Source organism: Pseudoxanthomonas sp., from assembly GCF_036845285.1.
Classification (GTDB): Bacteria; Pseudomonadota; Gammaproteobacteria; order Xanthomonadales; family Xanthomonadaceae; genus Pseudoxanthomonas_A.
Genome location: NZ_DAIUEE010000009.1, coordinates 16982 through 39910, shown reverse-complemented (window position 1 = coordinate 39910; position 22929 = coordinate 16982). Strand labels below are relative to the sequence as shown.

22 protein-coding genes and 1 riboswitch are annotated in these 22929 nt (G+C 67.5%); of the genes, 9 read left to right on the top strand and 13 right to left on the bottom strand.

Annotated elements, in window-relative coordinates; all coding sequences use genetic code 11:
- Window positions 1–4: 4 nt before the first annotated feature.
- Together V7060_RS12190 and V7060_RS12185 are read right to left on the bottom strand one after the other, a co-directional pair.
- On the bottom strand, window positions 5–2356 hold the full coding sequence (locus V7060_RS12190) for a ribonucleoside-diphosphate reductase subunit alpha (RefSeq protein ID WP_334179613.1): 2352 nt from the start codon (window positions 2354–2356) through the stop codon (window positions 5–7).
- Window positions 2357–2628: 272 nt separating this feature from the next.
- Window positions 2629–2845, bottom strand: a riboswitch (cobalamin riboswitch).
- A 276-nt stretch (window positions 2846–3121) separates the two neighbouring features.
- Window positions 3122–4486, bottom strand: coding sequence for a VOC family protein (locus V7060_RS12185; RefSeq protein WP_334179515.1), 1365 nt, complete (start codon window positions 4484–4486; stop codon window positions 3122–3124).
- Between the two features lie 137 nt (window positions 4487–4623).
- Here V7060_RS12185 and V7060_RS12180 point away from each other — a divergent pair, with 137 nt between their 5' ends.
- Window positions 4624–5535, top strand: coding sequence for an alpha/beta hydrolase (locus V7060_RS12180; RefSeq protein WP_334179514.1), 912 nt, complete (start codon window positions 4624–4626; stop codon window positions 5533–5535).
- A gap of 148 nt (window positions 5536–5683) precedes the next feature.
- Here V7060_RS12180 and V7060_RS12175 read toward each other — a convergent pair whose 3' ends face one another.
- From V7060_RS12175 to V7060_RS12155, 5 genes are all read right to left on the bottom strand, one after another.
- Window positions 5684–5833 carry a hypothetical protein gene (locus tag V7060_RS12175; RefSeq protein ID WP_334179513.1) on the bottom strand — a complete coding sequence of 50 codons (150 nt, stop codon included), beginning with the start codon at window positions 5831–5833 and terminating at the stop codon, window positions 5684–5686.
- Between the two features lie 557 nt (window positions 5834–6390).
- Window positions 6391–7059 (bottom strand): hypothetical protein, encoded by a 669-nt coding sequence (locus V7060_RS12170; protein ID WP_334179512.1) that lies wholly within the window; start codon window positions 7057–7059, stop codon window positions 6391–6393.
- Window positions 7060–7332: 273 nt separating this feature from the next.
- Window positions 7333–8085: an NAD-dependent deacylase gene (locus V7060_RS12165; RefSeq protein ID WP_334179511.1), complete on the bottom strand. Its 753-nt coding sequence runs from the start codon at window positions 8083–8085 to the stop codon at window positions 7333–7335.
- A gap of 3 nt (window positions 8086–8088) precedes the next feature.
- Window positions 8089–9240 (bottom strand): cell division protein ZapE, encoded by a 1152-nt coding sequence (gene zapE, locus V7060_RS12160; RefSeq protein WP_334179510.1) that lies wholly within the window; start codon window positions 9238–9240, stop codon window positions 8089–8091.
- A complete protein-coding gene (locus V7060_RS12155) occupies window positions 9240–9899 on the bottom strand; it encodes an alpha/beta fold hydrolase (RefSeq protein ID WP_334179509.1) in 660 nt (219 codons plus the stop codon). Before V7060_RS12155 ends, zapE begins: the two co-directional genes overlap by 1 nt.
- A gap of 233 nt (window positions 9900–10132) precedes the next feature.
- Between V7060_RS12155 and V7060_RS12150 the strand changes: the two genes are divergently transcribed.
- Window positions 10133–11047, top strand: coding sequence for an AEC family transporter (locus V7060_RS12150; protein WP_334179508.1), 915 nt, complete (start codon window positions 10133–10135; stop codon window positions 11045–11047).
- Between the two features lie 7 nt (window positions 11048–11054).
- Here V7060_RS12150 and V7060_RS12145 read toward each other — a convergent pair whose 3' ends face one another.
- On the bottom strand, window positions 11055–12506 hold the full coding sequence (locus tag V7060_RS12145) for a PLP-dependent aminotransferase family protein (RefSeq protein ID WP_334179507.1): 1452 nt from the start codon (window positions 12504–12506) through the stop codon (window positions 11055–11057).
- A 60-nt stretch (window positions 12507–12566) separates the two neighbouring features.
- On the opposite strand from V7060_RS12145, the gene V7060_RS12140 reads away from it, so the two are divergent.
- The 7 genes from V7060_RS12140 (at window position 12567) to V7060_RS12110 (ending at window position 17435) form a co-directional block, all read left to right on the top strand.
- Window positions 12567–13244, top strand: a complete 678-nt coding sequence (locus tag V7060_RS12140) for a hypothetical protein (protein ID WP_334179506.1) — start codon at window positions 12567–12569, stop codon at window positions 13242–13244.
- The gene (locus V7060_RS12135) at window positions 13241–14080 is read left to right on the top strand and encodes a PhzF family phenazine biosynthesis isomerase (RefSeq protein WP_334179505.1); all 840 of its coding nucleotides are present in this window, start codon (window positions 13241–13243) and stop codon (window positions 14078–14080) included. Before V7060_RS12140 ends, V7060_RS12135 begins: the two co-directional genes overlap by 4 nt.
- Window positions 14081–14726: 646 nt before the next feature.
- Window positions 14727–14918: a hypothetical protein gene (locus tag V7060_RS12130; RefSeq protein WP_334179504.1), complete on the top strand. Its 192-nt coding sequence runs from the start codon at window positions 14727–14729 to the stop codon at window positions 14916–14918.
- A 76-nt stretch (window positions 14919–14994) separates the two neighbouring features.
- Complete coding sequence (locus tag V7060_RS12125) at window positions 14995–15420, top strand: hypothetical protein (RefSeq protein ID WP_334179503.1); 426 nt, start codon at window positions 14995–14997, stop codon at window positions 15418–15420.
- 96 nt (window positions 15421–15516) lie between these two features.
- Window positions 15517–16059: a cold shock domain-containing protein gene (locus tag V7060_RS12120; protein WP_334179502.1), complete on the top strand. Its 543-nt coding sequence runs from the start codon at window positions 15517–15519 to the stop codon at window positions 16057–16059.
- A 398-nt stretch (window positions 16060–16457) separates the two neighbouring features.
- A complete protein-coding gene (locus tag V7060_RS12115; RefSeq protein ID WP_334179501.1) occupies window positions 16458–16820 on the top strand; it encodes a hypothetical protein in 363 nt (120 codons plus the stop codon).
- Between the two features lie 57 nt (window positions 16821–16877).
- Complete coding sequence (locus tag V7060_RS12110; RefSeq protein ID WP_334179500.1) at window positions 16878–17435, top strand: dihydrofolate reductase family protein; 558 nt, start codon at window positions 16878–16880, stop codon at window positions 17433–17435.
- Between the two features lie 85 nt (window positions 17436–17520).
- Here V7060_RS12110 and V7060_RS12105 read toward each other — a convergent pair whose 3' ends face one another.
- The 5 genes from V7060_RS12105 to V7060_RS12085 are packed head-to-tail and all read right to left on the bottom strand — an operon-like array spanning window position 17521 to window position 22663.
- The gene (locus tag V7060_RS12105) at window positions 17521–18771 is read right to left on the bottom strand and encodes an ABC transporter permease (RefSeq protein WP_334179499.1); all 1251 of its coding nucleotides are present in this window, start codon (window positions 18769–18771) and stop codon (window positions 17521–17523) included.
- Window positions 18768–20057 (bottom strand): hypothetical protein, encoded by a 1290-nt coding sequence (locus V7060_RS12100; protein WP_334179498.1) that lies wholly within the window; start codon window positions 20055–20057, stop codon window positions 18768–18770. The genes V7060_RS12105 and V7060_RS12100 overlap by 4 nt, the downstream gene beginning before the upstream one ends.
- Window positions 20054–21025, bottom strand: a complete 972-nt coding sequence (locus V7060_RS12095) for an HlyD family efflux transporter periplasmic adaptor subunit (RefSeq protein WP_334179497.1) — start codon at window positions 21023–21025, stop codon at window positions 20054–20056. Before V7060_RS12095 ends, V7060_RS12100 begins: the two co-directional genes overlap by 4 nt.
- Window positions 21022–22002: an HlyD family efflux transporter periplasmic adaptor subunit gene (locus V7060_RS12090; protein ID WP_334179496.1), complete on the bottom strand. Its 981-nt coding sequence runs from the start codon at window positions 22000–22002 to the stop codon at window positions 21022–21024. The genes V7060_RS12095 and V7060_RS12090 overlap by 4 nt, the downstream gene beginning before the upstream one ends.
- Entirely contained in the window at window positions 21989–22663 is a 675-nt protein-coding gene (locus V7060_RS12085; RefSeq protein ID WP_334179495.1) for an ABC transporter ATP-binding protein, read from the bottom strand. Before V7060_RS12085 ends, V7060_RS12090 begins: the two co-directional genes overlap by 14 nt.
- Window positions 22664–22929: the final 266 nt, after the last annotated feature.

Here is a 22929-nt window from a genome sequence, read left to right as displayed (position 1 = left end):
CGGCTTACTGGCAGGCCTCGCAGGCTTCCGGGTTTTCCAGCGAACACGCGATGGCTTCGGTCGGCGTGTACTCGCGCCTGGGTTCGGTGGCCGCGACGGTGCTGACCGTGGTCTTGGCGATCTTCGTCGCCGGGCGCGAACGCAGGTAGTACGTGGTCTTGATGCCCTGCTTCCACGCGTACATGTACATGGACGACATCGCGCCGATGTTCGGGCTTTCCATGAACAGGTTGAGCGAGGCCGACTGGTCGATGAAGGCGCCACGGCCGGCGGCCATGTCGATCAGCGAGCGCATCGGGATTTCCCACGCCGTGCGGTAGATCTGCTGCAGCGTGTCCGGCACCTGCGCCAGGCCCTGCACCGAGCCTTCGGACAGCTTGATCGCGTCGCGCGTTTCCGGCGTCCACAGACCCAGCTTCTTCAGTTCGTCGACCAGGTAGCGGTTGACCTGCAGGAAGTCGCCCGACAGCGTTTCGCGCTTGAACAGGTTCGACACCTGCGGCTCCACGCATTCGTAGCAGCCGGCAATCGAGGCGATGGTCGCGGTCGGCGCGATCGCGATCAGCAGCGAGTTGCGCAGGCCGTGCTCCTTGATGCGCTCGCGCAGCGCGTCCCAGCGCTCCACGTTCTCGGGCGTAACGTTCCAGGCGTCGAACTGCAGTTCGCCGTTCGCAGCGCGGGTGTCGGCGAAGGACGGATGGCGACCGCGTTCCTGCGCCAGTTCCACCGAGGTTTCCAGTGCGTGGAAGTAGATGGTCTCGGCGATCTTCGCCGACAGCGCGCGCGCCTCGTCGCTGTCGAACGGCAGGCGCAGCTTGAAGAACACATCCTGCAGGCCCATGCAGCCCAGGCCGACCGGACGCCAGCGCAGGTTGCCGCGGCGCGCGGTCTCGATGGGATAGAAGTTCAGGTCGATCACGCGGTCCAGCTGGCGCACGGCCAGGCGCACGGTTTCGGCCAGCTTGTCGTAGTCGAACCAGGTGCGGCCGGTGTCGGGATCGCGGTCGAAGTGCTTGGCCAGGTTGATCGAACCCAGGTTGCACACGGCGGTTTCTTCCGCCGACGTGACCTCGAGGATCTCGGTGCACAGGTTGGACAGGTGGATCACGTTGCCGGCGCGCAGCGTCTGGTTGCTGGCCGCGTTGCACTTGTCCTTGAACGTCATCCAGCCGTTGCCGGTCTCGGCCAGCGTGCGCATCATCCGGCCGTACAGCTTGCGGGCCGGGATGGTCTTCATCGCCTTGCCCTGGGTTTCGGCCTGCGTATACGCCAGCTCGAACGCCGCGCCATACAGGTCGGTCAGTTCCGGCACCACGCGCGGATCGAACAGCGACCATTCCTGGTCGGCTTCGACGCGCTTCATGAAGAGGTCCGGCACCCAGTTGGCCAGGTTGAGGTTGTGCGTGCGGCGCGCCTCGTCGCCGGTGTTGTCGCGCAGCTCCAGGAAGTCCTCGATGTCGGCATGCCAGGTTTCCAGGTACACGCAGGCCGCGCCCTTGCGCTTGCCGCCCTGGTTGACCGCCGCGACGGAGGAATCCAGCGTCTTCAGCCACGGCACGATGCCGTTGCTGTGGCCGTTGGTGGACTTGATCAGCGAGCCGCGCGAACGCACGCGCGTGTAGCTCACGCCGATGCCGCCACTGAACTTGCTGAGCTGCGCGATGTCGCCGTACTTCGCATAGATGGATTCCAGCGTGTCCTGCGGCGAATCGAGCAGGAAGCACGACGACAGCTGCTCGTGCGTGGTGCCGCTGTTGAACAGCGTTGGCGAACTTGGCAGGTAGTCCAGGTTGCCCATGCGGCGATACAGCGCCAGCGCTTCCGGCACGTCCTCGCTCAGCGCGCAGGCGATGCGCAGGAAGAACTGCTGCGGCGTCTCGATGACCTTGCGCGTGTGCGGGTGGCGCAGCAGGTAGCGGTCGTACAGCGTGCGCAGGCCGAAGTAGTCGAAGTGCAGGTCGAGCGAGGCGTCCAGCGCGTCGTTGAGCTTGCGCGCGTTGGTCTGCACGAAGTTCAGCAGGCGGTCGTTGATCAGGCCGACCTCGTGGCCGCGCGTCACCGACTGCGAGAACGCGTGGATCTCCTGGCCGGCGACTTCCTTGGTGATATAGCCGGCCAGCAGGCGTGCGGCCAGGCGGCTGTATTCGGGTTCCTCGCCGGTCAGCAGCGCGGCGGTGCGGATCGACAGTTCGTCCAGTTCGCGCGTGCTGGCGCCGTCGTACAGGCCCGAGATGGTGCGCGTGGCCACGCGCATCGGGTCGATGGCGTGCAGGCCTTCGCAGTTGCGCTGCACGGCGCGCACGATCTTGTTGAGGTCCACCGGCTCGCGGCCGCCGTTGCGCTTGGTCACGCTCATCGCGGTGGCGGTGGGCGGCGGGGTCAGCGAGAAGGCGTCCTTCTGGGACGGGGTGGTGCCGGCGTCGGCGACGGCGCTGTCGATCTGGGTCACGAGATTCCTCCATGCGTGGTGCACGCGGCGGCCCGTCCCTCGCGGGGGCGCGCATGGCCGGATGGAGAGTCACAGTGGGGAAGCGGCGTCGCAGGGAGCGAGACCACGCAGACGGACTGCGGGCGCCCTGCTTCGCCAGCCCTCTCCCCCCGGAGATTCCGCGGCCGGCACCGCGCGGTGTGCAACGCGCGGCTGTCGGCAGGTCTTCGGACTCATGGGCGCGGAAGGCAGGCCTTCCTCCTAGTCCGCCGCTTCCCGAGGCGTGGCCTCAGTGCTGTTGGCGGGGTCGTTCCCAATTACCGCTGCGGGGCAGTGCCGGAGTGGCGCGAGGCGTCACCGGCTTCCCTTTTCATCCGGAGGCTAGCCACCCCCGGAACCGACAGCCACAAGATAGTGGGGGTATCCGGAGGCGTCAACACCAAATGTAGTGTGGAACAGCGGGCGTCGGCAGGACGCGGGTTTCACGGTTTCCTCATCGAGTCCTTCTCCCCGCTAGGCGGGGAGAAGGTGCCCGAAGGGCGGATGAGGGGCGCGCGCGATGATGCTGCGCACGTCAGGCCCTTCGATACCGGGACCGTTGTTTCGAACCGACGCGTCCAGTGTCCGACTCCGTTCGCCCCTCACCCGCCTTCGGCACCCTCTCCCCGCTGGCGCAGGGCGAGGGGAGAGGCATCACGCCCGCAGCGCCGCGATCGAGGCGTCCTGCGCCCGTGCGTACAGCGCGAACGGGTCGTGGATCGTCGCGCCCAGCGCCGTCTCGAAGGCGTCCTTGTTGGCGTGTGCGTCGTAGGCACGCTGTTCGCCGCCGCCGAGGTTGGACTGGAAGATGCCTGCGGCGCTGACCGGCAGGAAGTCCTCGTAAACGATCGGATCGGCGACGGCGAAGCCGGCGTCGACCAGCGCATCCGGTGTCATTGCCGCGCGCTCGCTGGCGGGCAGGGCGGTGCCGCGGTCGGTCAGGCGGTAACGGAAATAGCCCAGCCCCTCGCGGCGCAGGGTGGCTTCGTCATCGGGAAAGGCTGCGAACGCCTCGGCCAGCCGCTGCGGATAGTCCGCCGAGGTGTTGCCGGCCCCGCCGGTCTGGCGCACCTGTGCCAGCAGGCGATCGTAGAGTTCGCGGCCGGCGGGCGTCAGCGCCAGGCCCCGCTGTTCGATCTCGCCGAAGCGCGCGCTGTGGCTGCCGGGCACCAGCGTGCCGGTGGCGTCGGGGAAGGCGACCTGTTCCTCCAGCGCCTTGAAGCTGGTCTGGCGCAGCAGGATCGGCACCGCGCGGCGCGGCGGGCCTTCGATCAACGCCTTGGCCTGGATGCCGCGTTCCAGCATCGCCGCCTGCGCGGCATCGATGTCCAGCGTGCGCGGCGTCAGGTGATTGATGTGCGGGCCGCGGAAGCTGACCACGTCGGCGACCAGCCGGTGCAGGCCAAGCAGCGCGCGGTAGGTGTCCAGCGGCACGGTGGCGTCGCCGTGCCAGCGGAAGGTCTCCAGCACCTCGGCGACGAAACGCTGCGCATCGGCCTCGTCCAGTCCGCCATCGCGTTCGGCCTGCGCCACCAGCGAACGTGCGCCGGCGGTGAAGATGTCGCGCCGGGCGAGGATTTTTTCCGCTTCCGCACGCAGCGCCTCGTCCGCGATCAGCTCCAGCCGCAGCAGCGAGGTGAAGATGCGAAACGGATTGGCGGCCAGCGCGTCCTCGGTCAGCGGACGGAACGCGGTCGCGTGCACCGGCACGCCTGCCACGGTCAGGTCGTAGTAGCCGACCGGGTGCATGCCCATCAGCGCGAACACGCGACCCAGCATCGCCAGTTCGGCCGGCGTGCCGACGCGGATGGCGCCGTGGCGTTCCAGGTCCAGGCGCTCGGTTTCCGCATTGCGCTGCAGGCGCGCGGTCAGCGCGGTATCCCGCTGCAGTGTCGCGTCGTTGATCTCGCCCACCAGCTCGATCAGGTCGCCGTACAGCGGCACCTCCGTGCGGTACATGTCGGACATGGCCTGGGCGAACAGGCTGCGGATGCGGTCGGGCGTAACGAAGGCGGTCATGGGACTCGGCTGGCGGGCGGCGTGGGGCCGCGAGGGGCGCGTATTGTCGCCGGGCGGACTGGTTCGCGGCCAGTGAGCGTCCGGGTGGCGTCAACCCCGCTGGCGACGGCGCGTTGCCTCTCCCGAGGTGACCCCCCATGACGCTGATCCCGTTGCTCCGCGCCGGCTTGCTGGCCTGTGCCCTGTTGACCGCGTTTCCACTGGCGGCGCAGACCTTCCGCGAACGCCTGCAGCAAGCACGCGAGACCTCGCGCCAGCCGGCGACGCGCACGCCTTCGCTGCCTGCCGGCGCACGCATGCTGCGCGACGTCGCCTATGGCGACGATCCGCGCCAGCGCTTCGACGTCTACCTGCCCGAGCGGCCGCACAACGCGCCGATCATCCTGTTCGTGCACGGCGGCGGCTGGGCCAACGGCAACAAGGACAATCCCGGCGTGGTCGAGAACAAGGCCGCGTACTGGCTGCCGAAGGGCTACATCCTCATCTCCACCAACTACCGCATGCGTCCCGACACCGCGCCGCTGGACCAGGCCCGCGATGTCGCACGCGCATTGGCGGCGGTGCAGAGGCGCGCCCCCGAGTGGCAGGGCGATGGGTCGCGCGTGCTGCTGATGGGCCACTCCGCCGGCGCGCATCTCGCCGCGCTGGTCGGTGCGTCATCCACGTTGTGGCGAGCAGCGGGCGCAACGAAGCCGCGCGGCGTGGTCTCGCTGGACAGTGGCGCGCTGGATGTGCCGCTGACGATGAAGAACCCGCCACTGCGACGCATCTACGATGCCGCCTTCGGCAGGAATCCCACCGACTGGATCGCCGCCTCGCCGTACCACCAGCTCACCCGCGACGCGGTGCCGATGCTGTTTGTCTGCTCGTCGCGGCGGCAGGATGCGTGCCCGCAAGGCCGCGCGATGGTGGAGAAGGGGAAGTCACTGGGCGTGGCGATGGAGGTGCAGCCCGAGGATCTCTCGCATGGAGAAGTGAATCGCGAGCTGGGGGTGCCGTCCGATTACACGAAGGCGGTGGATGCGTTCGTGCGGCGCCAGTTGCAATAGTCCCCGTCGTGGGAGCGACGTAAGTCGCGATGAAGCTTTACCGATAGACCATCGCGACTTACGTCGCTCCCACAACGGGTACCTCACATCGCGCCTTCCCCCTCACCCCAACCCTCTCCCCCGCAGCGGGGGAGAGGGGGCGAAGCCATCACCGCGTGATCCGCACCGGACCCAGCGCTTCCTGCAACCGCGCCCGCGCCGTCGCTTCATCGAACGGGGGCGTGGCGGGCGGGCCGTAGACCTCGGGTCGCGTACCGGCCACCAGCAGGTCGATGGCGATGCAGCGCTCGTCGCGCACGTGGTGACATGCGCCAACCGAGATGAGCCATCGTTTTGTTCAAGCCGCGCAGTGAGGTCACATCGGTGTGAATGAATTTCCAGGGCGCGCTACGAAGAGCGCCCATTCTTGTTGAGTGATGGATTTAGGCGCTGAACCAGGAATTCCTCGAGTGCAGGAGCTTCCCATGTTGCGTCGTCAGGCACCGCCACCGTCATTAGATAGCGCGGGCTTATGCTCCACTCGCCCTTGATGCGACATGTGCGCTCCGGTGTGTAGCCAAAGTAGGAGCTGAGGCGAGCACCCAAGAAGCTATTCATGGAGCTCTTGCCAACGTACAAAAGTGTCATGTCAGAACCGAAGATCGCATACACACCAGCATTAGAGGCGTTTGGCCACGACTCTGGCCATTTGTATGCAAGGTCTGTGGTACTTGGCTGCGTCCCCGGGAGGAGATCGTAGATGCCGGAAATGTTGTAGGCGGCTAGTCCATCCCTCCTGTGCTCGGAAATGTATCGTTGAACTTGATCCAGAAAATCGTGATTGTTCGCCATGTCCGGTGTTCTCCATAGTGTTGCCTATGACTCGATTCGTTCAACATTATGTAGCTCAACCAGTGTGCTCTCAAGGTCGTCCAGCTTGCGAGCGACCGCCGCGTGTGCGCATTGGACCAGCGCTGACCTGACCGGTTCTCTCGGATTGAAAACACCGGGGCCGTCGGACATCACGAGTAAGGTCAAAGCGCGCCGCTGGATCCATAGCTCCATTCCAATGAACAATGGCGGGCGCTTGGTAGCCGCGAATGCCAGTTCATACAGCCATCGCTTGCCATGCCCACCCGCTACGCTGATAACGACGCAGATGTAAGCCCAGAACAGGCGGACCGGCTCTTCCTGGGGCGTCCATGGCGACCAGTCGCCTTCAAGCCTGTAGTGATCGTTCTCGACGATGAAGTAGCGATTCACCACCTCCCCGAGAAATGAGTCTGCGGCAGCCTGATGTCCGGAAAGGTCGCAGGGGACAAAATTGAAGTCGCCGAGCATGTGCAGGAAGACGGCGTCGGGGACGGTTTCCGCCAGTGGCTCTACGAGCGCTTGCCATTTCTGGAGCGGAATCTGATGGCTGATGGCCTGATTGCGAGTCCAGTGGATATACCCATCAAACTCCCGCCCCAAGGCGATCAACATCTCGATATCGCTCGGATCGTGAAGCGCCGTGTAGCAAGAATGCCAGTCTGCCGCTTCCATCAGGCGGATGCTCCGCTCAGCGAAGAATGAGCCTGACGCCTGCCCATTGAAGTACATGTCTTCGATACAGAATCCACACACAGATCTGTTCCTGGCAATAAGAAATCACAGGGATCATGGAAGGAGAATCCCACTCGAACTGCTCGTGATCGTGCGTCGGGCTGCTCTGGCAAGGAGAGTGGGGCACGGTGTTCTCACGGGATGAGATCGTCAAGACCGTAGTGGCGGATCTCGCGGAAAATTCTTGCGCTTGGCAAACCTCGGCGTACGGATTCAACCGACCAGCAGCGGCAAGGCTTCCGCCGCCGTCGCCCGCCAGACATGGTCGACGTCCGCCGACAGCGCGGTGGGTTCCGGATTGATCTCCACCACCGTCGCGCCGTGGCGTCGTGCCAGCGCGGGCAGGCCGGCGGCGGGATACACCAGTCCCGACGTGCCGACCACCAGCATCAGCGTGCAGCGCGTGGCCGCGTCCACTGCCGCATTCCATGCGTCGTCGGGCAGCGCTTCGCCAAACCACACCACGCCCGGCCGGATGCGATCGCCGCAGGCGGCGCAGCGCATCGGTTCGATCCGTTGCGCGCCGTCCGCGTAGTCGTCGAGTGGACCGTCATGCGCGCGTCCGCAGGCGAAGCAGCGCAGGGCGAACAGGCTGCCGTGCACGTGCGCGTCGACGACACTGCCGGCGCGTTCGTGCAGGTCGTCGACGTTCTGGGTGACCAGCGACAGCGGTACGCGACGCGCGAGATCCGCCAGCGCCATGTGGCCGGCATTCGGCTGCGCGTCGCGGACGAGCTGCATCCGCCAGCGGTACCAGCCCCACACCAGCGCGGGATCTTCGCGCCACGCCTCTGTCGTTGCCAGCCGCATCGGATCGAAGCGCGACCACAGGCTGTCGTGCGTGCCGCGGAACGTGGGAATCCCGCTCTCGGCCGACATGCCGGCACCGGTCAGCACGCAGACGCGGCCGCCATTGGCGATCGTCCGCTGCAGTGCGTCGGCGATCGCAGCGGGCACGCGTTCCATGGCTCAGGCCTTGTGCGGCGTGGCCAGGTATTCGGCGCTCTGCATCTCGATCAGGCGCGAGGCCGTGCGTTCGAACGCGCCCTGCAGCCGGGTGCCGGTGTACAGCGTCGTGGGTGCGGTGGCGGCGGTACAGACCAGGTTGACGTGGCGGTCGTACAGCTCATCAATCAGGTTGACGAAGCGGCGCGCCGCGTCCTCGTTCATGCGGTCGAACGTCGGGATGTCGCCCAGCAGCACCGTGTTGAACTCGTGCGCGACCTCGATGTAGTCCGTGGTGCCGCGCGGGCCTTCGCACAGCGCGGCGAAATCGAACCAGGCGATGCTCTTGCCGCGGCCTCGCACCGGGATCTTGCGGCTGTCGATCTCGATGTTGCCGGCTTGCGCGTCTTCGCCGCCGGTCAGCTCGCGCCAGCGCGAGGCCAGCCAGGCATCGGAGTCGCGGTCCAGCGGCGTGCGATACACGGGCGACCGTGTCAGCGCGCGCAGGCGGTAGTCTTCCTGCCCGTCCGAGCGCAGCACCACGCAGTGCTGTTGCAACAGGTCGATCGCCGGCAGGAAGCCCGCGCGCTGCAGGCCGTCCTTGTACAGGTTCTCTGGCGCAGTGTTTGACGTGGTCACCAGGGTGATGCCCTCGACGAACATGCGCTCCAGCAACCGTGCCAGCAGCATCGCATCGCCGATGTCGGTGACGAAGAACTCGTCCAGCACCAGCACGCGCAGCTTGCCGCGGACCTCGCGCACGATCTTCGCCAGCGGGTCGCTCTCGCCGGCGTGTTCATGCAGCCGTTCGTGCACGCCGCGCATGAAGCGGTGGAAGTGCGTGCGGTACTTGCCGCCGCCCTCGCCGTGCGCCTTGTTCTGCGACACCGAATACGTCGGCAGCGGCAGGGTGTCGTAGAACAGGTCGACCAGGAAGGTCTTGCCGCGCCCGACCTCGCCCCAGTAGTACAGGCCCTGCACGGTCTCCGGCGCTTTGCCGAACAGGCGCCCGAACAGTCCGGGCGACGCCGGTTCCGCCAGCAGCGCGGTGTGGATGCGGTCCAGCTGCGCCAGCGCGGGATGCTGCGCCGGATCGTCCTGCCACTGGCGCTGCGCCGCGCCGCGCGCGTACACCTGCGACGGCGTGGTCGCCGCGTTGCGTGCGTCGTCCGCCATCACGCCGGCACGTAGCCTTTCATCGCGTGCTTGATGGCGCCGCGCAGGTCCATCAGCTTGCGGTGGAAGAAGTGGCTGGTCTCCGGCATGCGGATCAGTTCCGGCGGCTGCTTCAGGCTGTCGATCCAGTCGTACACCGCCTGCGGCTCGACGATCTCGTCCTGTTCGCCCTGGATCACCAGCCACGGGCAGGTCGGTGGCGCGATCGAAGCGAAGTCCCAGCGGCCGGCCGGCGGCGCGATCGAGAGCAGCGCATCCGGTTGCAGGTCCGCGCTGGCGCGCAGCGACACGTAGGCGCCGAAGCTGAAACCGGCCAGCCACAGCTGAGCGCCGGGCCGCTGTTCGCGCGCCCACTGCACCACCGCCCGCAGGTCGTCCACTTCGCCATCGCCATGGTCGAACAGGCCACCCGAAGCGCCGGTGCCCCGGAAGTTGAAGCGCACCGTCACCGCACCGAGTTCGCGCAGGCTGCGCGCGGCCATCACCACGACCTTGTTGTGCATCGTGCCGCCCTCGGTGGGCAGCGGATGGCAGACGATCGCGGTGATGGCCTTCACCGGCTCGCCGTCTTCCGGCCAGTCGACATGGGCTTCCAGCGCGCCGTCGGGACCGTCGAGGGTGATCGGGCCGGAGGCCATGGGAAAGGCGGGGTTCGTCATGCGGCCATGATAAGCCCTGGGGTGTGGATCGATGGTCATCCATGGAGACCGTCATTCCGGCGCAGGCCGGAACCTAGCGATTTTCCTCATCTAGCAGCGAAGTCGCTGGGCCCCGGCCTGCGCCGGGGTGACGAGTAAGGAATGGCGGTGTTGATTGCCTGCGACGAAGGTCCGGCAGCATGGTGCGCACCACTGTGCGATCCTGCGCTCCCCACGTCGTCTCCCGCTGCACCATGGCGTTCGATGCCTTCGCCCTGATCCTGGCCATGCTGGCGCTCGGCATGGCGTTCGCGCGCCTGCGCGCCTTCCCCGACAACGCGGGCGATGTCATCAATCGCGTCGTGCTGTACGTCTGCCTGCCGGCGGCGATGCTGACCTACGTGCCGCGCCTGCGCCTGGACACCTCGTTGCTGGGCGTGGTGGTCACGCCATGGCTGCTGACGCTGGCCACCGTCGCATTGGTGGCGCTGGCCACGCGCCTGCTGAAATTCCGCCGCGACGAGCACGCCGTGCTGCTGCTGTGCGTGGCGCTGTGCAACAGCAGCTTCATCGGCTATCCGATGGTGCGCGCATTGCTGGGCGAACACGCGTTGCCCTACGCCGTGGTCTACGACCAGTTCGGCACCTTCATCCTGCTGTCGACGTTCGGCCTGTACGTGCTGGCGCGCTACGGCGGCGACGCGCCGCCGACCGCACGCGAGATCGTCCTGCGCATCATGAAATTCCCGCCGGTCTGGGCGCTGCTGTTCGGCCTGACGCTGATGCCGGAACAGCCGCCGGCGTGGATCGCCTCCGCGCTGCAGAAACTGGCCGACGCCATGCTGCCGCTGGTGATGCTGGCGGTCGGCCTGACCCTGCAGTTGAAGTTGCCGCGCGACGAACTGAAGCCGCTCGCCGTCGGCCTGCTGCTGCGCCTGCTGGTGATGCCCGCGCTCGCGGTGCCGCTGTCGCTCGCGTTCGGCATGCGCGGCGAGATGCTGCAGGCCAACGTGCTGGAATCGGCCATGCCGACCATGATCACCGCCGCCGCGCTGGCGATCTCGCACCAGCTCGCCCCTCGCCTGGCCGCCGCGCTGGTCGGCTACGGCATCCTGCTGTCGCTGGCGACGCTGCCGATGTGGGCGTGGGTGGTGCAGCGGTTGGAGTGATAGGGCGTCACGCGATCAACCGCTTCGCGCGGCGTTGATGCGGCGTGTGTTCCTGCGGGCGCGCAGACCAGGTCTCTGCCATCGCCCGCACCGCCTGCACCAGTTGTTCTTCCGGTTTGGCGTAGGGAATCCGTAGCCAGGTATCCGCGCCGCCTTCCACGCTGAAGACCGGGCCGGGCGCCAGGTGGATGCCCTGGCGCTCCATGTCCGCCGCCAGTTGCGTGGCGCTGCCGTGCGGCATCCGCACCCACAGCGTCAGGCCGCCGTCGGGCAGGCGGAAGCGCCAGTCGGGCAGGTGTTCGCGCAGGGCCTGCGCCAGTGCATCGCGCCGTTGTCGCAGTTGTTCGCGACGCACTGCGAGGAAGGTGTCGGCGCCCAGCATTTCCGCCACCACCAGTTGGTCGAACAGCGAGCTGCCGAGGTCCATCTGCACGCGCGTGGCGATGATGCGGTCGGCGGCCTCGCGCGGCGCGCGGATCCAGCCCACGCGCAGGCCGCCCCAGCACAGTTTCGATGCGCTGCCGATCGTGTACGCACCGGACGAATGCGCCGCGAACGGCAAGGGCATCGGCGTCTCCGACAGGCAGGTGGACTGCAGGGTTTCGTCGATGATGGCGACCGTGCGCGTCGCATGCAGCGCCGCGGCGTAGCGGGCGCGCTGCGCATCCTGCATCAGGAAGCCGGTGGGATTCTGGAAATCGGGAATCAGGTAGGCCAGGCGCGGCGCGGTCTGCCTCAGGGTCGCTTCGATGGAGGCCAGGTCCCAGCCGTCGTCGCCGAGCGGATCGGCCATCGGCGCGCTGACCAGGCGCCCGCCGCCGAGGCGCAGCGCGTCGATCGCATTCGAGTACACCGGCGATTCGATCATCACGCGATCGCCGGGCCGCGACAGCGCCCGCGCGACGATGGCGATGGCCGACAGCGCGCCCGAGGTGATGACGATCTGTTCCGGCGCGGTAGGCAGGCCGCGTTGCGCGTAGCCCGCCGCGACGAGTCCGCGCAACGCCGGCAGGCCCGACGGCAGGTAGCCATCGCCGGCCAGGTACGCGGGCAGCGCGACCATCGCGCGGGCATACGCCGCCGCGACGCCCGGGGTGGCGCCACCGGCCGCGCAATTGAGGTCGATGACGCCGTCCATCGCCTGGGTCGTGTCGGCGGCATGCAGCGCGTGGTCGTGCGCGCGCCGCCGGTCCACGGGCACAGCGGCATACGTGCCGGCGCCCTGCCGTGCGGTGGCGAAGCCGGCCGCCACGAGGTCCGCGTACGCGCGGGTGACGGTGTTGCGCGACACGCCCAGTGCCCGGGTGACGGCGCGCTCGCTGGGCAGGCGTATGCCAAGTGGAATCCGGCCGTCGCCGATCAGTTCCTGCAAGGCCTCACGCAGGCCGCGATAGGCGGGCGCGCGCGGGAAGTCGCCGACCAGCGTGGCAAGACGATCCGGGGCCAATGAACGATCCATGGGGCCACTATCGCAGGATTGGCTCTGGAAGAAAGGGCCAATCCAAGGGATGGTGGACCCATGAAACCGCCCGCCGCGCCCGCCGTACTCGCCAACCTTGGTCCCCTTGCGCAACTGAAAGCCGGCCGCCTGCCGGAACGGCTGCTGCGCCTCCTCGTCGGCCTGTGGCTGTACGGCCTGGCCATCGCGCTGATGATCGAAGGCGCGGTCGGTGCGTCGCCATGGGACGTCTTCCATCTCGGCGTCTCGCATCATCTGCCGCTGTCGTTCGGCATGGTCATGGTGCTGACCGCGGTGGGCGTGCTGCTGGCGTGGATTCCGCTGCGGCAGATGCCGGGCGTGGGTACGGTCGCCAATACGCTGCTGCTCGGCCCGTTCGCCGACCTCAACCTCGCCCTGCTCGATACGCCGGAAGGCCTGCCACTGCGCTGCGCTTACCTGGTAGCCGGCGTGGTGCTGTGCGCGGTCGCCACCGCGATGTACATCGGTGCGCAGCTGGGTCCGGGTCCGCGCGATGGCCTGATGACGGGACTCGCGCGCCGCACCGGCTGGTCGATCCGCAGCATCCGCACGCTGATCGAAGTCACCGTGCTGATCATCGGTGTGCTGCTGGGCGGCGTTGCCGGTGTCGGTACGCTGCTGTTCGCGTTCGGCGTGGGTCCGCTGACGCAGTTCTTCCTGCGCTATCTGGTGGTGCGCCTGGATCCGCCCGCCGCTGCCGTCGGAGAAATGCCATGACGCCCGCGATCCTGCGCTACAGCGCGTTCACCACCGATCCGGCCGGCGGCAATCACGCCGGCGTGGTGCTGGATGCGCGTGGCCTGAGCGATGACGCCATGCAGCGCATCGCCGCCGACGTGGGCTATTCGGAAACGGCGTTCCTGTCGCCGCGTGCGGATGGCGATCTCGATGTGCGCTATTTCAGTCCACTGGCCGAAGTGAGCTTCTGCGGTCACGCGACCATCGCGGCGATGGTCGCGCAGGCGCGTGCGCAGGGTCCCGGCGATTTCGTGCTGCACACGCAGGCCGGACGCGTGCCGGTGACGGTCGATGCCGGCTTCGCCGCCACGCTGACCAGCGTGCCGCCGCATACCGCACCGCTCGACGCGGCGGATCTCGATGTGCTCCTCGCGGCGCTCGCCTGGCGCCGCGACGAACTCGATCCCGCTTTGCCGCCCGGACTCGCGTATGCCGGCGCGTGGCATCCCATCATCGCCGCCGCGTCGCGCGCGCGACTCGCCGACCTGCACTACGACTTCGACGCACTCGCTGCGCTGATGGCCGCACGCGGCTGGACCACGATCAATCTGGTCTGGCGCGAGGACGAGCACACGGTGCATGCGCGCAACCCGTTCCCGCCGGGTGGTGTGGTGGAAGATCCCGCGACTGGCGCTGCGGCCGCCGCGCTCGGTGCGTACCTCGCAGATCGCAACCAGTTGCCCGCGAGCCGTGCCCTCACTGTTCACCAGGGTCACGACATCGGGCGCCCGAGTCTGTTGGAGGTGGAAGTCCCCACCGATGTACGCGACGGCATCCGTGTCAACGGCACAGCGGTGGAGATCGCCGCGGACTGACCTGCTGTTGCATCGTGCTGGACGAACAAGCGGCACGCTGACCCGGGGTAGCGGAAGCGCGCCGCGTCCGTGCATGCCACAAGCCTCTTGTCTTGACGCGCCCTTGTCACGCGATGAATATCCGCGTTGTTATCCCTTGGATCGGGTCTGCAAGCGTTATGTTGCTGGGGAGACTGCGTGAAAATTTGCAAGATCTGTCTCAAGAGCTTCCAGAATCTTCGCTATAGCTCACGGCGCGTCTGTGTTTGCGGACGTTGCACGAACGATCTAAACAAGTACAAGCAGGTTGCTGAGTTCGCCTATGACGAAGCGCGCCAAATGCTTGAGCGCGGGGTTGTACGGAGAGCGCAACTAGATTTGTTATTGCCTAAACCCGCTTGGATTCATGACAAGGCAAGCCGCATTCTCAGCGATCCGACGCACGAGGTAGAGACTGCACTATCTAGTTGGATTAACCGGCTGGTTGCTGATACATCGAACCGCTCCAAGATTTTCAAGATGATCCGCGCGCATCGTCGAAAACTGCTACACCTTGATAGACCTCATCGATGGGGCTACCCCAGCAACTGGGCGGAAGTCGCAAAGACTATTAGGATCTTGGACAAGTTCACATGTGTCGGCTGCGGTGCCACAGGAGTTGAGCTGCATGTCCACCACATCGTTTACGCATCCAACTTCGGCACACACCAGCGGGCCAACCTTGTTACGCTCTGCCGCCCATGCCATGAGCGCGAACATCGCCGTGTTCTCGATTTCGGCGAAAACATGGCAAACACAGATCTACTGCCAGCAACATAACAACTCATTCGAGCCAAACCCGATTCACGGCACGGCATGACAGCCGTCAGGGGCGAGACGACGCTTCTCATACAATCTCAACAACGCAGTAAAACAAAAGGAAAGGGGATTCCACTATGTTCGGCAAACTGATGATCGGCATCGCGCTGGTCTGCGCTGCGCACCTCTGTAACGCCCAGACCGCCGATCCTGCACCTGAGCCGCAAAGCCAGAGTGGCGGAATCTGCCTGTTCACAGGGACGCCGCCCGCCGACTACACCTACACCACGCTCAGGAAACTGAAGTACGGGAAGGGCAGCTACGGCAGCGTCAACGACATTCTTCCGATGGTCATCGCCGATGCGAAGGCGGCAGGCGCCGATGCGGTCATCCACTACAACGGCTCGCAGCGGTTCGGCTTCTGGCCATGGCGGTTCGTGAGGCCGGTCGTCACCGGCACGGCCATCAAGTGGGAACCGTCGCGCGACATCGACTGCGCAGCCGCGGGTGGCCACTACAGCACGGGAACGCTGGCGGAGGCGCCGCCACCGCCCACCAAATGACCTGGAAGACGCGGCGTCCGTGTCGGGCGAAGCGTCCCGACACGGCGCGCAGGATGGGTTGATCCACTTGCGGGTCACACCATCCGGGAGGGCACCATGCACGACCGCGGCATGCTGAAGACGTGGAACGACGAACGGGGCTTCGGATTCATCGAGGTGTCGGGCACGGGCGAGGAGATTTTCGTGCATATCTCCGAGTTTCCAAGGGGCGTGCGCCCCCAGGTCGGTGAGTTCGTTTCTTTCACGACGGTCATCAAGAACGGCAAGCAGCGAGCGGTGGGTGTGGGCCTCCCCGGCCGACCGTCGCGCCAGTCCAGCCACGCGTCACGCGAAGCAGCGTCCGCCGGGTCCGTCTTCGTCTTCCTGGTACCGCTCGTCGTCGTGTCGGTGGTCGGGATTGCCGCCTATCAGGTCATCGGCGCTCTGTACTGGGAGATGAATCCAGCGGCGAAGGCACGCCGTGACCTGGCCACCGACGCCGCGACCGGGCGGGAGCCTGCTTTCCGATGCGACCAGCGCAAACACTGCTCGCAGATGCGATCGTGCGCCGAGGCCGTCTACTTCCTCGACCACTGCCCGGGCGTCATGATGGATGGGGACAACGATCGGAAGCCTTGCGAGGAGCAACTCTGCCTCTGAGGGAGCATGAAGGATGGATGGACTGGTCCGCATCAAGCCGATTGCCAGCCGCGCACTTCGACTGTTCGCGGTGCTTGTCGTTCTTTCGGCGTCTGCCTATGCGCTGGTCCGGTGGCATCACGCCCGCATGGCCCGGTCCTGTACCGCATTCGCACACGACGTGGACGATCCGTTGACCTGCGCTTCCCGTCTTTGGCTCTTCGGGACATCGTGGGAGGGACTCGTGGTTCGGTGGCTTCTCCTGCTCGCGTTCTGCATGTTCGTCTCATGGGGATGGTCTCTGGTCCTTCGCAAGCGACGATGAGCGCCATGGGACAACGCCGGCCACGCGGAATTCTTCATGCCGGCTTCGACGAGAAGCGCTTGGGGCGTGCCGTCAACCCGCGTCGGAGTGACGCATGAAATTCTCGGCGGAAGAACTGGAGATCCGCCGGCCCATCTGGATCGCGCTCAGCGAACTCTACCTCGATACCGAGCCGGACTGGGAGCGCGTCGCGGGATGTTGCTCGCGCTCGCCTTTCGCGATCACCGAGTTGCAACGCATCCTGTTCGACGAAGTGCATCCGGTGGTCCACCTCAATCTTTGGTCGACGGCGGGCGTCTGGGACGGGTTCGACCAGGACTGGCTCATCGCGTCGATCCTCGCGCGCAAGCGTCCACCGGTGTTCCGTCTTCCGTGGCCGGAGGAACGTCGCTACCCTTGGCGCGAACTGAAGCCGCATCTCGTGTCAGCCCGTCAGCGGAGTGCGCACGCACCCTGATGCCGGGCAGTGACGACACCCGATCCGACCGATGCACCCACCCACCCGGAGACGCGCATGGGCATCCTGACCTTCAGCCTCAACCTCACCCTCGATGGTTGCGTCGACCACCAGGAAGGCATCGCCGACGACGAGACGCATGCCTTCTTCACCCGGCTGATGGACGACCACGGCGCGATGCTGTGGGGCCGCGTCACCTACGACATGATGGAGGACTACTGGCCGGCGGTCGCCCGTCGCGACGTCGACGCGCCACCGGCGTTGCGCGAGTGGGCGGAGAAGCTGGAGACCAAGCCGAAGTACGTGGTGTCGTCGACGCGCACGGACTTTCCCTGGACCAACAGCCACCGCATCGCCGGCGACCTGCGCGCCGGTGTGCAGGCGCTCAAGGACGCGACCCCGGCCGGCGTGCTGCTCGGCAGCGGCTTGCTGGCGACCGAACTGGACCGGCTGGACCTGATCGACGAGTACCGCTTCCTCGTCCATCCGCGAATCGCCGGCCATGGTCCGACGCTGTATCAGGGTGGATTGCCGGGCACGCGCCGGCTCGACTTGGTCTCCGCATCGCCGCTGCGCTGTGGTGCGGTTGCCATGCACTATCGGCGTGCGCGGTGACGTCGGTGTTCTTGACCTGACACGTAGGATGGGTGGAGCCGCCTTCGGCTCCACCCATCCTACGACCGCGTGACGAATCGCTTCTTCAGTCGTGCCGCAGCGCCGCGATCGGATCCAGCTGCGCTGCCTGTCGTGCGGGATACACGCCAAAACCCAGGCCGACCACGGCGCAGAAGCCGGCCGACAGCAGGATCGGCAAGGGCGCCCAGGCGACCTGCCAGCCGGCGAACGTGGCGATCAGGTAGGCCAGCACGCCGCCGAACACCAGCCCCAGCACCGCACCGGCGATGCAGATGACCGTGGCCTCGCGCAGGAACTGCGCGATCACGTCGCGGCGACGCGCGCCGAGTGCGCGCAGCAGGCCGATCTCGCGGCGTCGCTCCAGCACGTTGGCCAGCATGATGTTCATGATGCCGATGCCGCCCACCAGCAGGCTGACGCCGGCGATCGCGCCCATCACCACCTGGAAGATGCGCTGCGTCTGCTGGTGTTGCTGGAACAGTTGCTGCGGCACGATCAGCTGGTAGTCCGCCATGCCGGCGTGGCGCTGGTCGAGCACCGCCGACAGCACGCCGGCGCCGGCGGCGAGCCGTTGCGGATCGTCCAGGCGCAGCAGGAAGCGGTCCACTTCGTCCTCCTGCGGCTGGAAGCGGAAGCGCGCGCGTACGCTGGCCAGCGGCGCGTAGATGCGGTTGCTTTCCGAACCGAGTTGCACGCCTTCGAAATCCTCCTGGCCCAGGTCGCGGTCGGCCAGCACGCCGATCACTTCCAGCCACACGTGGTTGACCTTGATCAGCCCGCCTACCGCGTCGCCCTTGGGGAACAGGTCCGCCGCCACCTGGTGCCCGAGCACCGCGACGGCGGCCAGCGCGGCTTCGTCGTCGGCGGTGAACGCGCGGCCGTCGGCGATCTTCAGCGACGACAGGTCGAACCACGCCGCGCTGACCCCGCTGGCCTGCGCATCGCTGCGGCCGCTGTCGCTGAACACCGTGTGCGTGCGCACCTGCTTCTCCGCGGCGTGGCGTTCGGCGCCGGGCACCACGCTGAGCGCGGCGTCGGCATCGGCGACGGTCAGGCCCAGGCTGCGCTCGCGCGTTTCCTTCAACGTGTCCTCGTCCTGCGATTTCGCCTCGGCGATCAGGTTGTGCAGGCCCAGGCCTTCGACCAGCCGCAGCGCTTCGCGCCGGCTGCCTTCGCCCACCGCCTGCATCGCCACGATGGCGCCCACGCCGAAGATCATGCCGAGCAGCGTCAGCAGCGTGCGCAGGCGGCGTCGCCAAAGTTCCTCCACCGCTTCGCGCCAGACGGTGGGCAGGCGGTTGAACAGGCCGGTCATGCGGTCTTCCCTTCGGCATCGTCGCCGTTGCCGTCGCCACCCTCGGCGTCGGTCTTGCCCTTGTCCCCGGCGTCATCGCCGGGCGCGGGCACCTCGACCTGCGACAAGCGCACCTGGTCGCCGGGCTTCAGTCCCGTCAGCACCTGCGAGCGGGCGGTGCCACGCACGCCCAGCGTCACTTCGCGCGCGACATAGTCGCGGCCCTGCTTCACCTGCACCCAGTGGCGCTCGTCGCGCTGTTCGATGGCAACGTTCGGTACCGCCATCGCGTCCTTCGCGTCGAGCAGCACCACCGAGGCGGCGAAACGCTGGCCGGGGATCAGGCGGTAGCGTTCGATCGCGTCGGCCGGGATCGGCGCGCGCATCGAGAGGAACTTCACCGGACTCTCGCGGTTGCGCACCTTGGCGGCGCTGGCCACCCACGAGAGCGTGCTGTCGATGCGCTGGTCGGGGCGGCCGAGCGGATGCAGCACCACCGCGTCGCCGGCCTGCACGCCCTGCGCTTCGATCTGCGGCAGGTCGATCTCCACTTCCATCGTCGAGGTGTCCGGCAGGCTGCCGAACTCGAAGCCCGCGCGCAGGTTGGCGCCGACCATGGGCTTGTCGCCCGACCAGTTGGCGGCCAGCAGCAGCACGCCGTCGTTGGGCGCGCGCAGCTCCAGCGCGTCCATGTCGTCCCTGTGCGTCTTCGCGTTCATGTCGAAGGTGGCGCGCTGCGCGTCCAGCACCGCCAGTTCGGCGCCACCGCGCACGTCGGACTGGTCGCGCTGCCACTGAAGCACGCCCTGCCGTACCTGCAGGTACTCCTTGTCCTCGATCGCGTCCAGTACCTGGTTGCGCGCCACGGTACTGAGGTCGGCATCGGCATAGCGCTGGGCGATGCCGAGTTGGACGGCGACCCGCGACAGGTCGACTTCCACGCGGCCCTGCGTCGATTCCAGCCCGCTTTCCTTCGCGGCGCGCGCCAGCGCGTTGCGCTGCAGGTCGATCATCGCCTGTGCCAGCTGCTGCTCGCCCTCGGGCGAAACGAAGCGGGCCAGCACATCGCCCTTCTTCACCAGCGACCCTTCCGGCACCATCCATTCCACCTGCCGCTGCGCCCAGTTCTTGCCGGGCACGTTCAGCGGCGTCGGTTTGGCCGAGCGCAGTTCGCCTTCGCCCAGCACACGGATCACCAGGGGTCCCTGCACCACCGTCTCGCTGGCCACTGGCGTCTCGTCGCGGCCGCAGGCGGCCAGCGACGCGGCCAGTACCAGCGCCATCATCGGTCGCATGACGCGGGTCATTTCGCACCTCCGGCGATATCAGGCACGGTCAGTTCCACGCGCACCGCCTGGCCAGGACGCAGCTTGGCCTTCGCATCGTCCAGGCGGATCTCCAGGTCGAGCACCGGCACCGGCTGCACCTGCGACTTGCTGCGCACGGCGCGGCCCACGCCGGCCACCTTGCCGTGGTAGGCGCTGCCGCCGCCGCCTTCCACCACGATGCGCGCGCGCACGCCTTCCTTCACCCGCTGCAGGTCGCGCTCCGGCAGCTGCGCGCGCACGGCCAGCGTGGCGGGGTCGGGGATTTCGGCGACGGTCTGGCCGCGCCATACCTGCGTACCGACGTCGAACTTCTCGCCGTTCCAGTTGCTCTTGTGCATGATCACGCCGTCGCGCGGCGCCGGCAGGTTGAGCGCGGCGATCGAGGTCTGCAGGCGATCGACATCGGCCTGTGCCTGCTCCAGTTCCGCATTCACCAGGCGCAGCTCCGCCCGGCGCTGTTCGGCGGCGGCGCGTTCGGCCTGCTGCGCCAGCACGGCGCGGCGCTCGGTGCGGCGGCGGTCCTCCACCAGCTTGTCGTACTCCAGCGCGGCGATCAGCTCGCGCGGCTGCTGCGTCTTGCGCGCGGCCTTGTCGCGTTCGGCTTCGGCTTCGGCGGTGGCCAGGCGCTGGCTGCGTTCGCGCTCGGCCACGTCGAGGGTGAGGTTTTCCAGCTCGCGCTTCTTTTCCTGCAGCAGGCTCTGCTTCTCGGCCAGCTGGCGCACCAGTTCGTTGGTGTCGAAGGCGACCACGATCTCGCCCTTCTTCACCGTGCTGCCGTCGGGCGCCAGCTGGGTGAGGTTGAACTGCCACAGGCGGTCGACCGCGGGCGGCACCAGTTGCGCGCTGCGCTGCGCGTAGACCTCGCCGTCGACGCGCAGCGTGGCCGCGTGCGCGACCGGCAGGCCGGCCAGCCAGGCCAGCGCGAGAACGGATACGCGCTGCCTCATGGCGCCTTCCCCTTGGCAGGCGACGATGCGTCGGCCGGCTTCGCGATCACGCGCACGCTCATGCCCGGCATCAGCGCCAGCGTGTGCGCGTCCAGCGTGATGTCGATGGTGAAGTAGCGGCCCTCGCCCCATTCCGGCCGGCGGTCGGGCGCGCCGGAGATGAAGGCGATGCGGCCGGCGACCTTCTTCCCGGGGACGGCATCGAATGCCAGTTCCACCGGCTGGCCGACGGCCAGGCCGCGGCGGTCCGGTTCCAGCGCCCATGCGCGCACGTCCATGCGCCCGCTGCTGACCACTTCACCGGCCTTGCTACCTGGCATGGTCGAAGCACCCTCGTCGATGCGTCCACCGATCCAGTTGTTGTTGAAGCCGTGTACGACCACGCCGTCGCGGTCGGCGACCACTTCCGAGGTGCGCACCAGCGCGGCGTGGTAGTCGCGCTGCACCACCAGCTTGTCGAGCTGCAGGCGGCCGTCTTCGATGCGCCGCTGCACGGCGGTGCGCGCGGCGTCCATGTCCTTGCGCTTCAGCGCGACTTCGCGGGTGGTGCGGTCCAGCTCGCCCTGGTGGCGGTCGTAGTCCAGGCCGGAGATCAGGTCGGGCGGGATGGTGGCATCGAGTTTCGCGGTGGCCAGTTCGGCTTCCGCATCCACCAGCGCCATCTCGGCGGTCACCGCCTTGACCTGCAGTTCGGCGATGTCCTTGGCGTCCTTGGCGCGGCCCTGTTCGATCTGCGCCTCCAGGTCGGGAATGCGGCTGGCCGACTGGCCGGGGTCGATGCGCAGCACCACTTCGCCCTTCTTCACCCGTTCGCCCTCCGGCACGTAATAGCGGATGACCACCGGTGCGCTGTTCGACTGTGGGGTGAGGATCTGCTGCGCGTCGATCGCCCGCACTTCGCCGGTCAGCACCACGGCGTGGGCGGGTGCAGCGGTCGCCAGCACCACGGCGATCAACAACGCCTTACTGGAGCGCATCGGATTCCACCTTGCCGTCGCGCAGCTTCACCTGGCGCGGGGCGCGCGCGGCGATGTCGTGGTCGTGCGTCACCAGCACCACGGTCTGGCCGCCAGCATGCACTTCGTCGATCAGCGCCAGCACGTCGGCCGCGCTCCTGGAGTCGAGGTTGCCGGTCGGTTCGTCGGCCAGCAGCAGTGCGGGCTGCAGCAGCAGCGCGCGGGCGATGGCGGCGCGCTGCATCTGCCCGCCGGACAGCTCGCTGGGACGGTGGTCGCGGCGTTCGGCCAGGCCGACGCGGTCGAGCAGGGACAACGCCCGTTCGTGCGTGCCCGGCGGCGGCTGGCGGTGGAAGCGCAGCGGCAGCATGACGTTCTCCAGCACGGTCAGTCGCGGCAGCAGGTGGAAGCTCTGGAACACGAAGCCGATGCGGCGGTTGCGCAGGTCGCTGCTGGCTTCGTCGTCGAAGGTGGCGACGTCGCGGCCTTCGAACAGATAGGTGCCGGTGCTGGGCCGGTCCAGGCAGCCGAGGATGTTCAGCAGGCTGGACTTGCCGGACCCCGACGCGCCGGTGATGGCGACGAATTCGCCCTGGCCGATATGCAGGTCCACCCCCGCCAGCGCCCGCACCGTCTGCCCGCTCATGGCGTAGTGCCGCTGCACGTCTTGCAACTCGATCATCGCGTTCCCTTCGTTCCTTCGCTTCATGTCGACCGCCCCGCGCCGCCGGGGTTCCCGTTGCAACCACGGAGAAGCGGGCGATCGCGTGTCCTGCCACGACGGTCGAGCATCCCAGATGCATGCGCGATGTTGCAACCGCGGCGGCGCATATTGCGCACGCGTCGCGTGATGCAGGCCCGTTCAAGGCGACGGGCCTCCGGCACGCGGTGCTACGCTTGGCCCGCGCTGCGGATCGATGCGCGGCCGTGCTGCGCGGATCGCGGCCC